Origin of the sequence: Agrobacterium sp. LR_9 (genome assembly GCF_041954855.1) — a bacterium.
Lineage (GTDB): Bacteria > Pseudomonadota > Alphaproteobacteria > Rhizobiales > Rhizobiaceae > Agrobacterium > Agrobacterium leguminum.
This window is the reverse complement of the sequence record NZ_JAVAYA010000003.1, coordinates 350518-364034: the sequence shown is the minus strand read 5'-3', so window position 1 is coordinate 364034 and position 13517 is coordinate 350518. Positions and strand designations below refer to the sequence as shown.

General features: G+C 59.1%; 12 protein-coding genes. 10 read left to right on the top strand and 2 right to left on the bottom strand.

Annotation, left to right across the window (positions count from 1 at the left end; translation table 11 throughout):
• Positions 1-10 precede the first annotated feature (10 nt).
• Together RAC79_RS06230 and coaA are read left to right on the top strand one after the other, a co-directional pair.
• Positions 11-334 carry a phosphoribosyl-ATP diphosphatase gene (locus RAC79_RS06230; RefSeq protein ID WP_065657020.1) on the top strand — a complete coding sequence of 108 codons (324 nt, stop codon included), beginning with the start codon at positions 11-13 and terminating at the stop codon, positions 332-334.
• A complete protein-coding gene (coaA, locus tag RAC79_RS06225; RefSeq protein WP_174000073.1) occupies positions 331-1332 on the top strand; it encodes a type I pantothenate kinase in 1002 nt (333 codons plus the stop codon). Before RAC79_RS06230 ends, coaA begins: the two co-directional genes overlap by 4 nt.
• Positions 1333-1350: 18 nt before the next feature.
• Here the strand turns inward: coaA and arfB are convergent, their stop codons facing one another.
• Complete coding sequence (gene arfB, locus RAC79_RS06220) at positions 1351-1785, bottom strand: alternative ribosome rescue aminoacyl-tRNA hydrolase ArfB (protein ID WP_065656802.1); 435 nt, start codon at positions 1783-1785, stop codon at positions 1351-1353.
• 111 nt (positions 1786-1896) lie between these two features.
• The gene (locus RAC79_RS06215) at positions 1897-3507 is read right to left on the bottom strand and encodes a phosphoenolpyruvate carboxykinase (protein ID WP_174039770.1); all 1611 of its coding nucleotides are present in this window, start codon (positions 3505-3507) and stop codon (positions 1897-1899) included.
• A gap of 338 nt (positions 3508-3845) precedes the next feature.
• Here RAC79_RS06215 and chvI point away from each other — a divergent pair, with 338 nt between their 5' ends.
• The 8 genes from chvI to tsaE all read left to right on the top strand — a co-directional run bounded on the left by chvI (position 3846) and on the right by tsaE (position 13515).
• Positions 3846-4571, top strand: a complete 726-nt coding sequence (chvI, locus tag RAC79_RS06210; protein ID WP_006700117.1) for a two-component system response regulator ChvI — start codon at positions 3846-3848, stop codon at positions 4569-4571.
• 57 nt (positions 4572-4628) lie between these two features.
• Complete coding sequence (gene chvG, locus RAC79_RS06205; RefSeq protein WP_078052255.1) at positions 4629-6419, top strand: two-component system sensor histidine kinase ChvG; 1791 nt, start codon at positions 4629-4631, stop codon at positions 6417-6419.
• Positions 6409-6873, top strand: a complete 465-nt coding sequence (locus tag RAC79_RS06200; protein WP_174039769.1) for an HPr kinase/phosphorylase — start codon at positions 6409-6411, stop codon at positions 6871-6873. Before chvG ends, RAC79_RS06200 begins: the two co-directional genes overlap by 11 nt.
• 125 nt (positions 6874-6998) lie before the next feature.
• Positions 6999-7400 (top strand): PTS sugar transporter subunit IIA, encoded by a 402-nt coding sequence (locus RAC79_RS06195; protein WP_003505374.1) that lies wholly within the window; start codon positions 6999-7001, stop codon positions 7398-7400.
• An 11-nt stretch (positions 7401-7411) separates the two neighbouring features.
• Positions 7412-7687 (top strand): HPr family phosphocarrier protein, encoded by a 276-nt coding sequence (locus RAC79_RS06190; RefSeq protein WP_003521181.1) that lies wholly within the window; start codon positions 7412-7414, stop codon positions 7685-7687.
• A gap of 128 nt (positions 7688-7815) precedes the next feature.
• On the top strand, positions 7816-9216 hold the full coding sequence (ahcY, locus tag RAC79_RS06185; protein WP_078052256.1) for an adenosylhomocysteinase: 1401 nt from the start codon (positions 7816-7818) through the stop codon (positions 9214-9216).
• A gap of 208 nt (positions 9217-9424) precedes the next feature.
• Complete coding sequence (locus RAC79_RS06180) at positions 9425-12007, top strand: PAS domain-containing sensor histidine kinase (protein ID WP_080856918.1); 2583 nt, start codon at positions 9425-9427, stop codon at positions 12005-12007.
• Positions 12004-13515, top strand: a complete 1512-nt coding sequence (gene tsaE, locus RAC79_RS06175) for a tRNA (adenosine(37)-N6)-threonylcarbamoyltransferase complex ATPase subunit type 1 TsaE (RefSeq protein ID WP_174039768.1) — start codon at positions 12004-12006, stop codon at positions 13513-13515. Before RAC79_RS06180 ends, tsaE begins: the two co-directional genes overlap by 4 nt.
• Positions 13516-13517 lie beyond the last annotated feature (2 nt).

Genomic DNA, 13517 nt, shown 5'->3' with positions numbered 1-13517 from the left:
GGAATTTCCCATGAGCGCATTTTCCCTTTCCGATCTGGAGCACATCGTCGCGACCCGTGCCGCTGCCTCTCCTGACGAATCCTGGACGGCCAAGCTGGTTGCGGCGGGCCAGGAGCGCGCGGCGAAAAAACTCGGCGAAGAAGCGGTCGAAGCCGTTATCGCGGCCATCGCGAAAGATCGCGACGGGCTGAAGAACGAGGCGGCCGATCTGCTCTACCATCTGCTGGTGGTGCTGAAGATCGCAGATATTCCGTTGGACGACGTTTTTGCCGAGCTGGAGCGTCGTACGGGGCAAACCGGCCTTGCGGAAAAAGCGGCGAGGCCGACATCATGAATGTCGAGGCAGGCAGCGGGGAGAGAGGCATGCCGAGCACACTCGATCATTTCCGACCGGATGAATATTCGCCCTACCACTTCTTCAGTTCGGAAGAATGGTCGAAGTTTCGTGCCGATACACCACTGACGCTTTCCGCCGACGAGGTCAAACGGCTGCGCTCGCTGGACGACCCGATCGATCTGGACGAGGTGCGGCGCATTTACCTGTCATTGTCGCGCCTCCTGTCATCGCATGTGGAGGCGTCGCAGCTGCTGTTCGAACAGCGCAACCGCTTCCTCAACATGGCTGACGTCAACAAGACGCCTTTCGTGATCGGCATTGCCGGCTCCGTGGCGGTTGGAAAATCGACGACGGCGCGTATCCTGAAGGAGCTTCTGGCGCGCTGGCCCTCCAGCCCCAAGGTCGATCTCATCACGACAGACGGATTTCTTTATCCGAATGAGGTTCTACGGCGCGAGAACCTGATGGAGCGCAAGGGTTTTCCCGAAAGCTACGATATCGGCGCGCTCCTGCGTTTCCTGTCGGCGATCAAGGCGGGCCAGCCGAATGTGAAGGCACCGCGTTATTCGCACCTGACCTACGACGTTCTGCCGAACGAGTTCACTGTCATCGACCAGCCCGATATTCTCATCTTCGAAGGCATCAACGTGCTGCAATCGCGCGATTTGCCGGCGGGCGGGCGGATCGTGCCGATCGTTTCCGACTTCTTCGATTTCTCGATCTATATCGATGCCGATGAGGGCCTCATTCACAACTGGTATGTGAACCGGTTCATGAATCTGAGAAAAACTGCCTTCCGCGATCCCAATTCGTTCTTCAACCGTTATGCCTCGATCAGTGAAGAAGCGGCGTTGAGCATTGCCGAAGGGCTCTGGCAGAACATCAACCTGAAGAACCTGCGGCAGAACATCGTGCCGACGCGCCCGCGCGCCGATCTCATCCTGCGCAAAGGCAGGAACCATCTGATCGACACCGTTGCGCTTCGTAAGCTCTGAAAATCAAGCACCTTCGGATTAGTCGCCGGAGGGCTTGCCGCGCATCTTCTTGATATCCGAACGGCCGGACTTTGCCTTCAGACGACGCTCGACCGAGCCTTTTGTCGGCTTGGTGGCCTTGCGAACCGGTGGCGGCGGAGCCGCCGCCTCCAGGATCAACTCCTTAAGCCGCTCGCGTGCATCTTCGCGATTGCGCTCCTGGCTGCGAAACCGGCTTGCCTCGATCATCAGCACGCCGTCTTTCGAAACGCGCCTGCCACCGAGGCGCAGTGCGTTGGTCTTTACCCGGTCCGGAAGGGAGGGCGAATTGGCAATATCGAAAAACAGCTGAACCGCCGTAGAGACCTTGTTGACGTTCTGGCCGCCCGGCCCGCCGGCCAGCACGAATTGCTCCGTCAGCTCCCAGCCGGCGATGGTGATACGGTTGCTGATGTAAAGCGGGTCGCTGGCCATGATCTTTCTCCGCGCCGGTGATGCCATAGATCGGCAGGAATGGAAACAGCAGGCCAAACGAAAGAACCCGGCACAAGGCCGGGTCCCCTCCTCCTCACAAATGAGGCTTTATTATTCAGCCGCGAGCAAAAGGCCCGGGGCTGCATCGCGAACCTTGCTGTCGACGTGATCTTCGAACTTGGTGAAGTTCGTGACGAACATGGAGACCAGCTTCTTTGCCTGCGCGTCATAGGCTGCGCCATCGGCCCAGGTCGAACGCGGATCGAGGATCGCGCTGTCGACGCCATCCAGCGACAGCGGCACGGCGAAACCGAAATTCGCGTCGGTGCGGAATTCCGCATTCTTCAGGTCGCCGGTCAGTGCGGCGGTCAGAAGCGCGCGGGTTGCCTTGATGGGCATGCGCTTGCCGATGCCGTAAGCACCGCCGGTCCAGCCGGTATTGACTAGCCAGCAATCCACACCATGCTTGCCGATCAGTTCGCGCAGCAGGTTGCCGTATTCCGCCGGGTGGCGCGGCATGAAGGGTGCGCCGAAGCAGGTGGAGAAGGTCGCTTCCGGCTCGGTCACGCCCTTTTCCGTGCCGGCGACCTTTGCGGTGTAACCGGAGAGGAAGTGGTACATGGCCTGTTCCGGCGTCAGCCGGGCAATCGGCGGCAGCACGCCGAAGGCATCCGCCGTGAGCATGATGATCGTCTTCGGATGGCCGGCAATGCCGGTCTCCGATGCATTCGGAATGAAGTGCAACGGATAGGCGCTACGGGTATTTTCCGTCAGCGAGTTGTCGTTGAAATCAGGGACGCGGTTTTCGTCCAGTACGACGTTCTCGAGAACCGTGCCGAAACGGCGGGTCGCGGCGTAGATTTCCGGCTCGGCTTCGGCCGAAAGCTTGATCGCCTTGGCATAGCAGCCGCCTTCGAAATTGAAGATACCGTGTTCGCCCCAGCCATGTTCGTCATCGCCGATCAGCGTGCGCGACGGATCAGCCGACAGCGTGGTCTTTCCGGTGCCGGAAAGGCCAAAGAAAACGGCGGAATCACCCTGCGGACCGACATTGGCCGAGCAATGCATGGGCATGACGCCCTTGGCCGGCAGCAGGTAGTTCAGCACCGTGAAGACCGACTTCTTGTTTTCACCGGCATAGGAGGTGCCGCCGATCAGAACGAGGCCGTTGGTCAGATCGCAGGCGATGACGGTTTCCGAACGGACACCGTGACGGGCCGGATCGGCCTTGAAGCTCGGCAGGTTGATGATGGTGAGCTTCTGCTTGAAGCCTGCCAGTTTTTCCTGCTCCGGACGGATCAGCAGATTGCGGATGAACAGCGAATGCCAGGCAAGCTCGGTGACGACGCGCGTCGGCAGAGCGTTTTCCTCATCGGCGCCGCCGATCAGGTCCTGAACATAGAGCGTCTTTCCGGCGGCATGGGCCAGCATGTCCTTGTGCAGCAGCTCGAAGTTTTCCGGCGAGAGCGGCTTGTTATTGTCCCACCAGATGGTGTTCTCGGTGGAAGCGTCGCGGACGACGAATTTGTCCTTCGGAGAACGACCCGTGTGCTGGCCGGTGACGGCACGCAGCGCGCCATCGATGGTTAGCTCTGCTTCACCATTGCGGATAGCCTCTTCGTATAATTCGCTCTCGTTGAGGTTATAAAAGACGCGGGAGGCCTCGCCCAGTCCGAGTTCCGCAACTCCGTTGGCAGGATTATGAACCCCAAGCTCGTTCATGACGCGTTCCTTGTTGATGACGATAAGGCCGTTGAAATTTCCTCGGAAAATACGTGGCAGCTTTTGGAAACGCAAGAGTGCGACTTTAAAAAACTTAGTGATTTCAATATATTAATCGATTTAAAAGATTTTATTTCTTTTTAAATCGGTTGAAGACGCATTAAAATTCAGCTGCGGCGTCTTTACGAAATCTCCTCGCCCCGCCCTTGCGATTTTGGGGCGAGTTTTCCTTTGCCACAATTTGTTCCACCTTTATACTCATGAGAGTGGCTCGCGGCGCACAACCTGGCTGGGTGAATGTCGGGAGTTACGAGAAAATGACCATGGAGACCAACTACATGCAGACGATCGCGCTTGTCGACGATGACCGGAATATTCTGACTTCGGTATCGATCGCGCTCGAAGCCGAAGGCTACCGGGTCGAAACGTATACGGACGGCGCTTCCGCGCTTGACGGGTTGATCGCCCGTCCCCCGCAGCTCGCCATTTTCGATATTAAGATGCCCCGCATGGACGGTATGGAGCTTTTGCGGCGCCTTCGCCAGAAGTCGGACCTGCCGGTTATCTTCCTCACCTCCAAGGATGAAGAGATCGACGAATTGTTCGGCCTGAAGATGGGTGCGGACGACTTCATCACCAAGCCATTCTCGCAGCGCCTTCTGGTGGAGCGCGTCAAAGCAATCCTTCGCCGCGCCAGCAGCCGCGAAGCGTCTGCCGCAACCGGCAACGTTCTGAAGCCGACTGCAGACCAACAGGCACGCACACTGGAGCGCGGGCAGCTCGCCATGGATCAGGAACGGCATACCTGCACCTGGAAGGGCGAACCGGTAACGCTGACGGTGACCGAATTCCTCATCCTGCATTCGCTGGCGCAGCGTCCAGGCGTGGTGAAAAGCCGCGACGCCCTGATGGATGCGGCCTATGACGAGCAGGTCTATGTGGACGACCGCACCATCGACAGCCACATCAAGCGTCTTCGCAAGAAGTTCAAACTGGTCGATGGCGACTTCGATATGATTGAAACGCTTTATGGCGTAGGATATCGCTTCCGCGAAGCGGCCTGAACGAGCCGCGCCGCGCAGAAGGGACCGCCCGATATGGGGTGGTAAGGACTTGAATACGTGTTGAAGAAAACGCCGGAAACCGTCTCGGACAGTGACGATGCCGAAGAACGCGGCAGCGAACGCCGTCATCGTATCCATCCGTTGACGATCATCCGGCGCATTTTCGGCAATGCGGTGTTTTCCAGCCTCACGCGCCGAATCCTGTTCTTCAACGTCGCGGCGACGGTGGTTCTGGTCGGCGGCATTCTCTATCTCAACCAGTTCCGCGAGGGACTGATCGACGCGCGCGTGGAAAGCCTGCTGACGCAAGGCGAAATCATCGCCGGCGCAGTTTCCGCTTCCGCCTCTGTCGATACCAACTCAATCACCATCAATCCGGAAAAGCTGCTGGAATTGCAGGCGGGACAGAGCATCACCCCTGCCCCCAATGACGAGGACTTGAGTTTCCCGATCAATCCGGAGCGGGTGGCACCGGTGCTGCGGCGGCTGATTTCGCCGACGCGTACCCGCGCACGGCTTTTCGATGCCGATGCCAACCTGCTGCTCGATTCACGTCATCTTTATTCGCGCGGTCAGGTTCTGCGCTTCGACCTGCCGCCGGTAACGCCGGAGACGCAGACCTGGGGCGACTGGTTCACCAGCATGTTCAACCGCATGCTGCAGCCGAGCAGCCTGCCGCAATACAAGGAAGCGCCCGGCGGTGACGGCTCGATCTATCCCGAGGTGATGAATGCTTTGACCGGCGTGCGCGGCGCGGTCGTGCGTGTCACGGAAAAGGGCGAGCTGATCGTTTCCGTGGCCGTGCCGGTGCAGCGCTTCCGGGCTGTGCTCGGCGTTCTGCTGCTTTCGACGCAAGCGGGCGATATCGACAAGATCGTGCATGCCGAGCGCCTCGCCATCATGCGCGTCTTTGGCATCGCCACGCTGGTCAACATCGTGCTGTCGCTGCTCCTCTCCTCCACCATCGCCACGCCGCTGCGGCGGCTGTCGGCGGCCGCGATCCGCGTACGCCGCGGGGCGAGAACCCGTGAGGAGATACCGGATTTCTCGGCGCGTCAGGATGAGATCGGCAACCTCTCGATTGCGCTGCGTGAAATGACGACCGCGCTTTACGATCGTATCGACGCGATTGAAAGTTTCGCCGCCGATGTGAGCCATGAACTCAAGAACCCGCTGACCTCGCTGCGCAGCGCCGTGGAAACCCTGCCGCGCGCCAAGACCGAAGAGTCCAAACAGCGTCTGACCGAGATCATCTTCCACGATGTGCGCCGCCTCGACCGCCTGATCAGCGACATTTCGGATGCCTCGCGGCTCGACGCCGAACTGGCGCGCGCCGACGCCTCGCCGCTCGATCTCGATGTGCTGATGAAGGGCCTGGTGGATATATCCCGCCAGATAAGCACCAAGAAGAAAAGCGTGACGATAGACTATGTCGTCGACCGGAAAGCGGGCGCAAAAACCTCATTCGTGGTGAATGGCCACGACCTGCGTATCGGCCAGATCGTCACCAACCTCATCGAGAATGCGCGCTCCTTCGTTACCGAGGAAAGCGGTCGCATCACCGTGCGCCTTTCCCGTCACAAGGATCGCTGCATCGTGCAGGTGGAGGACAACGGGCCCGGCATTCAGGCCGAAGACATCGACCGGATTTTCGAGCGCTTCTACACCGACCGGCCGGCGAGCGAAGGGTTCGGACAGAATTCCGGCCTTGGCCTTTCGATCAGCCGCCAGATCGCCGAAGCCCATGGCGGCAGTCTGCGGGCGGAAAACGTGGTCGACAAATATGGCGTGATTTCCGGCGCGCGCTTCACCCTGTCGCTGCCGGCGGCCGAAACCCATGAACGCTGAACGCTTCAACCTGCACGCCACCGCCATCACCGTTCAAAACACCGGCATCCTTTTCGTCGGGCCGTCGGGCAGCGGCAAAAGCGAGCTCGCCTTCAGCTTCCTGACGGAGGCGGAACGCTGCGGATTGCCGGCGGCGCTGATCGCGGACGATCAGATTTTCGTGTATCGCGATGGCGACAACATCATTGCCGAGCGGCCGGAAGCGATCGCCGGCCTGCTGGAATTGCGCGGTAGCGGTATTGTTACCGTCAAAAGCATTGCGCGCGCTCCACTACATTTTGCGGTCACGACGGTCCTTTCAGGGACGAATCCAAGACTTCCCGAAGATGACGAGGTGTTTTCCCTGCCCTGCGGGGGGCATATCAGGCTTCTGCGCATTCCGCTTTCCAGTCTTACGCCCTATGGAAAATTTGCTGCACTTGCTCAGAATCTTTTTGAAACGAATGTGAAGTGACGATGATTCGGGCGATTTTAGGCTTGCGATTCGCATTTTCCTCATCAAGATGAAATCCCACCGATGGACAGGATTGCCGCGTTGCGATAGTCGGCAATGAGAGTGCGTGTGCAAGGGAGCATTTCATGATCGGACTAGTGCTTGTCACCCATGGCAAGCTGGCTGAGGAGTTTCGCCATGCGTTGGAGCATGTCGTCGGTCCCCAGAAATTGATCGAGACGGTCTGTATCGGTCCCGAAGACGACATGGATCAGCGCCGGCAGGATATCATCGACGCCGTTGCGCGCGCCAATGACGGCAATGGCGTGATCATCCTGACGGACATGTTCGGCGGCACGCCTTCCAATCTCGCGATTTCCGTCATGAATAACGGCAACGTCGAAGTCATCGCAGGGGTCAATCTTCCCATGCTGATCAAGCTTGCAGGCGTTCGCAGCGAAGATAATATGGACAAGGCCCTTCAGGATGCATCCGATGCCGGCCGCAAATATATCAACGTCGCCAGCCGCGTTTTGAGCGGCAAGTGAGAAGTTAGCCCATGTCGCCATTCTCCCGGGAACTACCGATCATCAACAAACGCGGCCTTCACGCCCGGGCTTCTGCAAAATTCGTGCAGATGGTCGAAGGTTTTGACGCGACGATCACGGTTTCCAAGGATGGCATGACCGTTGGCGGCACCTCCATCATGGGCCTGATGATGCTGGCGGCAAGCCCCGGCTGCAGCGTTTATGTCGAGGCAAGCGGCAATCAGGCGAAAGAAGCGCTGGAAGCACTGGAGGCGCTTGTCGCCGACCGCTTCGGCGAAGAAGCCTGAGCCGGAACCATATAAAGACATAAAGACTTCTTTATATCATCATTGCCAGATCGTTCGTGGCCTGCTAAACCGCTGCTACGTTTAAGAGCCGGACCGCAAGGTGCGGCGTTTCTGATCTGGAGAACTTCATGAGCCTTGAGAAGGACTACATCGTCGCCGATATCAACCTTGCCGCATTCGGCCGCAAGGAACTGGACATCGCCGAAACCGAAATGCCGGGCCTGATGTCCTGCCGCAAGGAATTCGGCGAAAGCAAGCCGCTGAAGGGCGCACGCATCACTGGCTCTCTTCACATGACGATCCAGACCGGCGTTCTGATCGAAACGCTGAAGGAACTCGGCGCGGACATCCGTTGGGCGTCCTGCAACATTTTCTCGACGCAGGATCATGCAGCGGCCGCCATTGCTGCAGCCGGCATCCCGGTCTTCGCCGTCAAGGGTGAAACCCTGACGGAATATTGGGAATATACCGACAAGATCTTCCAGTGGGCCGATGGCGGCCTCTCCAACATGATCCTCGACGATGGCGGCGACGCCACCATGTACATCTTGCTCGGCGCACGCGCCGAAGCCGGTGAGGATGTTCTGTCCAACCCCGGCTCGGAAGAAGAGGAAATTCTCTTCGCGCAGATCAACAAGCGCCTCAAGGCTTCGCCTGGCTGGTTCACCAAGCAGCGCGACGCACTGAAGGGCGTCACGGAAGAAACGACGACCGGCGTTCACCGTCTTTACGATCTCAGCAAGAAGGGCCTGCTGCCCTTCCCGGCGATCAACGTCAATGACAGCGTCACCAAGTCGAAGTTCGACAACAAATACGGCTGCAAGGAATCGCTGGTGGACGGCATTCGCCGCGCAACCGACGTGATGATGGCCGGCAAGGTTGCCGTGGTCTGCGGTTACGGCGATGTGGGCAAGGGTTCGGCGGCATCGCTGCAGGGCGCCGGCGCCCGCGTGAAGGTCACCGAAATCGATCCGATCTGCGCGCTTCAGGCCGCCATGGACGGTTTCGAGGTCGTTCGTCTGGAGGACGTGGTTTCCTCCGCCGATATCTTCATCACCACTACCGGCAACAAGGACGTGATCCGCATCGAGCATATGCGCGAGATGAAGGACATGGCCATCGTCGGCAATATCGGCCATTTCGACAACGAGATTCAGGTCGCATCGCTGCGTAACCTGAAGTGGACGAACATCAAGCCGCAGGTCGACATGATCGAGTTCCCGAAGGGCAACCGCATCATTCTTCTGTCCGAAGGCCGCCTGCTGAACCTCGGCAACGCCACCGGTCACCCGTCCTTCGTCATGTCGGCCTCCTTCACCAACCAGGTGCTGGGCCAGATCGAGCTCTTCACCAAGCAGGGCGAATACAAGAACGAAGTTTACGTGCTTCCCAAGCACCTCGACGAGAAGGTTGCGCGCCTTCATCTTGAGAAGCTTGGTGTGCGCCTGACCGAACTTTCCGACCTGCAGGCAGATTATATCGGCATCTCGAAGGAAGGTCCGTTCAAGGCCGAACACTACAGATATTAATTCCATAGTTAATATCCACTGAAATTACACAATATCTAGATGCCGTGCGCTTGACAAAGCGCGCGGCATCTTTTTTGCGCGCTCCCTTTTCGCAGATTTATGAAGGCGGTATTGTCATCAGACTTGATTCGGACACGCCAAAGGGCGGCGGGGACGAAATGGGATGTCTTGTCGAAGATGCGGCACATAGGACGGAGACAGACCGGGGATGTCGGTTCAAAATTCGGATCTGCGCAAGCAGACAGTTCAACGCGTTGAAAACACGCAAGCGGGCGTGGCATTGAGCGCGGCTCTTGCGCGTTGCCGACAGGTCGTCAGTGCGGTTCAGACAGGCTTTGCGAGGCTTCCTGTGCTGCTTTCGGGCACGGTTCTCGCCGGCTCGACAACCGCTGTGATGGCCCAGGACGGTCTTGTGGCAAAGACCGGCGCGCGGTTGTTCTCGTCCGGAGAAACCATCACCTATTCGCTTTTCGTCGGCATGCTTTCAGCAACGCTGTTTTCCGTCGTCTGGCTGGTGCGCCAGCGCGGTAATATCGAGGCGGAAAGCAGCGAATACCGACAGGCGCTTGCCCAGTCCCACCACAAGATCGCGAAATACGAGGCGTTGATTTCCGACAAAAGCCGCCGCATCGTCATCTGGGATGGCGCGGACAAGCGGCCCGAATTTCTGGGACAGCTGCCGGCCGAGACGGGTGTGCCGCAGGCGGATCACGATTTTCTGGCCTTTGGCCGCTGGCTGAAACCGGCATCCGCAAGCCAGCTTGAAAAATCCATCGAAAAACTCCGCAGCCATGCCCAGAGTTTCGATCTGACCATCGAGACGCAGCGCGGTGAAGTCATTGAGGTTCAGGGCCGGGTTTCCGGGGGCAATGCCTTTGCGCGTTTCATCGCGCTCAACAATTTGCGCGCCGAACTCGCGGAATTGCAGGTGGAGCGCGAGCGCCTGATCGCTTCCGTCTCGACCTTTCAGGAACTTCTCGATTCCATTGAGCAGCCAGTCTGGCGGCGCAATGGCGAAGGCGACCTCATCTGGGTCAACCACGCCTATGCCCAGGCGGTGGATGCCCGTGACACCGAACAGGCCGTTCATGAAAAACGCGAACTTCTGAACACGGTTACCCGGCAGAAGATACGCGCGGCCGCGACACCGGAATCGCCCTATCACGACCGTATTTCGACGGTGGTTTCCGGAAACCGCACCTTCTTTGACGTTGTCGACATCAAGACAGCGGGTGGGTCCGCCGGCATCGCCATCGATGCCACCGAGGCCGAGACCATCGGCGAAGAACTCAAGCGGGTTCTGAAAAGCCACGCCGAAACGCTCGATCATCTGGCAACGCCTGTCGCCATTTTCGACGGCCGGCAGCGGCTGCAATTCTACAATCAGGCTTTTGCGGCTCTCTGGGGTCTCGATCTCGTTTTCCTCGAATCCAGCCCTGACAATTCCGAGCTTCTGGACAGGCTGCGCACCGCCGGCAAATTGCCGGAGCAGCTGAACTGGAAGAACTGGAAGGAGACGGCGCTTTCCGTCTATCGTTCGCTGGACACCAAGACCGATCTCTGGCACCTGCCGAACGGCCAGACCCTGCGGGTCATCGCCACTGCCCATCCGCAGGGCGGCGCGACCTGGGTTTTCGAGAACCTGACCGAGCAGGTCGATCTGCAGATGCGCTACAACACGCTGGTAAAGGTGCAGGGCGAAACCATCGACCATCTGGCCGAAGGTGTGGCCGTGTTCGGCGCCGATGGGCGCATTCGCCTGTCCAACCCGGCATTCCGGGCGCTCTGGGGCGTGACTGCGGAACAGGCTGAGACCGGCACCCATATCCGCGCCATCGAAACCGCCTGCACGCAATCCTATGACAGGCCGGACGGCTGGCGTGCTTTCAGCCAGTTCATCACCAGCTTCGACGATGAGCGGCCGTCGCGGCAGGGCACACTGGAACTGCTTTCCGGCCTCGTGCTCGACTACGCCATCATTCCGCTGCCGGATGCGCAGACCATGCTGACCTTCGTCAACATGACCGACAGCGTGCGGGCCGAGCGGGCGCTGAAAGAAAAGAACGACGCGCTTCTGAAGGCCGACGAGCTTAAGAACGATTTCGTGCAGCATGTTTCCTACGAGCTGCGTTCGCCGCTCACGAATATCATCGGCTTCACCGATCTCCTCAAGACTCCCGGCATCGGCCAATTGACGGAACGGCAGGCGGAATATCTCGACCATATTTCCACCTCATCCTCGGTGCTCCTGACCATCGTCAACGATATTCTCGATCTCGCGACCGTCGATGCCGGCATCATGCAGCTCAATTATTCGGAAAACGATCTGAACGAATTGCTTGAAGACGTTTCCGTGCAGATCGCCGACCGGCTGCAGGAGAGCGGAATTTCGCTCGAGATCGTTGCACCCGCCCATCTCGGCAGTCTGGTGGCCGATCATCAGCGGCTGAAGCAGATTCTCATCAAGCTCCTGACCAACGCGATCAATTTCGCGCCCGAAGGTTCCTCCGTGCAGCTTTCCTGCCAGCGCAGCGAAGGCGACTTCGTGTTCTCGGTCGCGGATAAGGGTCCGGGCATTCCTGAGGACATGCTGAAGAGCGTGTTCGACCGCTTCGCGACGCGCGGCAATGGCGGGCGGCGAACCGGTGCGGGGCTTGGCCTTTCCATCGTCGAAAGCTTCGTCAGCCTGCATCATGGCACGGTCAGCATCGACAGCCGTCCCGGCAACGGCACCATCGTCACCTGCCGCATTCCTTCCGGCACACGGCCGCATTCCATCGCCGCAGAATGAGCGAAGACATCTTGCCGATCACCATTCCCCTTGCGGGAGAAAAGGACACCATCAGGCTCGGTGAAGACCTTGCGCTGGCTTTGAAACCCGGCGATTGTCTGGCCCTGATCGGCGATCTCGGCGCCGGCAAATCGACGCTTGCCCGCGCCTTCATCCGGGCAATGGCGGACGAGCCGGATCTTGAAGTTCCGAGCCCTACCTTCACGATCGTCCAGACCTATGCCGCCCGCATTCCAGTCGCCCATCTCGATCTCTACCGGCTTTCGGATGTTTCGGAACTGGACGAACTCGGCATCGATGAGATGCTGGAGGATGGCATCTGCCTGATCGAGTGGCCGGATATGGCCGCCGAGATCCTGCCGCCGGAGCAGACCGTCACGCTCCGGCTGACGCATTCCGGCGAAGGGCGGCTCGCCTCCATCGAGGCTCCGGCAAAGCTGAAAGCACGACTTGAACGGGTTTTCGCCATCCGCGCGTTTCTCGCAAAAAATGGCAAGGGCGACGCGGCCCGGCGTTTTCTCAGCGGTGACGCCTCAACACGCGCCTATGAGACCGTTTCCACTGACGGCCCGGACCTTATCCTTATGGATTGGCGGCGCCCCCTCAAGGGTGCAATCATTGCGGACGGCAAGACCTACGCGGAAATCGCCCATCTTGCCCAGGACGCCCGCTCCTTCGTTGCGATCGGCAACTATCTTCGAAACAACGGCCTTTGCGCCCCTGAGATTCTGGCGGCGGATATCGATCAGGGTATTCTATTGCTGGAGGATCTGGGGCGGGATGGCGTACTTGCGCCTGACGGAACGCCTATGGAGGACCGCTATCTCCAAAGCGTCGCCTGCCTTGCCGCACTCCATCGGGCCCCGCGACCTGGCCTGCTGCCGGTGGGTGACGGCAGCGCCTATGAGGTTCCCCCGTTCGACCGTCAGGCGATGAAAATTGAAGTCTCGTTGCTGGTGGAGTGGTATCTGCCCTACAAACGCGGCACACCGCTCTCCGATGGCGAGAAGAACGACTATTACGCCCTGTGGGACAGGCTGATCGACGCGCTCGCTGGCTGCGAAACCGGCCTTCTGCTGCGCGATTTCCATTCGCCAAATATTCTGTGGCAGGCGCAGAATAACGGCATCCGGCAGGTCGGCCTGATCGATTATCAGGACGCGATGATCGGCCCGAGCGCTTACGATCTTGCCTCCATCGTGCAGGACGCCCGTGTCACCATCTCACCCGAATTGCAAGCGCGCCTGCTTTCGCACTATCTCGACAGCAGGAGAAGCGCGCCCTCTTTCGATGAGGCTCTTTTCCTCAAGGCTTTCGCCATCATGTCGGCGCAACGCAACTGCAAGCTCGCCGGTATCTGGGTGAGGCTGTTGGAACGGGACGGAAAACCCGGTTATATGAAACATATGCCGAGGACGTTCCGCTATCTCAGTGCAGCGCTTTCGCATCCGGAACTCGCACCGCTCAAAGACTGGTGCCTGCGCATGGGCATGGAATTCGACGACTGAAA

Bases quoted from the DNA above. Each gene is read 5' to 3' on its own strand.
- coaA (WP_174000073.1), top strand. From the start codon at position 331: ATGAATGTCGAGGCAGGCAGCGGGGAGAGAGGCATGCCGAGCACACTC.
- ahcY (WP_078052256.1), top strand. From the start codon at position 7,816: ATGAGCCTTGAGAAGGACTACATCGTCGCCGATATCAACCTTGCCGCA.
- tsaE (WP_174039768.1), top strand. From the start codon at position 12,004: ATGAGCGAAGACATCTTGCCGATCACCATTCCCCTTGCGGGAGAAAAG.
- RAC79_RS06230 (WP_065657020.1), top strand. From the start codon at position 11: ATGAGCGCATTTTCCCTTTCCGATCTGGAGCACATCGTCGCGACCCGT.
- RAC79_RS06190 (WP_003521181.1), top strand. From the start codon at position 7,412: ATGTCGCCATTCTCCCGGGAACTACCGATCATCAACAAACGCGGCCTT.
- arfB (WP_065656802.1), bottom strand. From the start codon at position 1,785: ATGGCCAGCGACCCGCTTTACATCAGCAACCGTATCACCATCGCCGGC.
- RAC79_RS06195 (WP_003505374.1), top strand. From the start codon at position 6,999: ATGATCGGACTAGTGCTTGTCACCCATGGCAAGCTGGCTGAGGAGTTT.
- chvI (WP_006700117.1), top strand. From the start codon at position 3,846: ATGCAGACGATCGCGCTTGTCGACGATGACCGGAATATTCTGACTTCG.
- RAC79_RS06200 (WP_174039769.1), top strand. From the start codon at position 6,409: ATGAACGCTGAACGCTTCAACCTGCACGCCACCGCCATCACCGTTCAA.
- RAC79_RS06215 (WP_174039770.1), bottom strand. From the start codon at position 3,507: ATGAACGAGCTTGGGGTTCATAATCCTGCCAACGGAGTTGCGGAACTC.
- RAC79_RS06180 (WP_080856918.1), top strand. From the start codon at position 9,425: ATGTCGGTTCAAAATTCGGATCTGCGCAAGCAGACAGTTCAACGCGTT.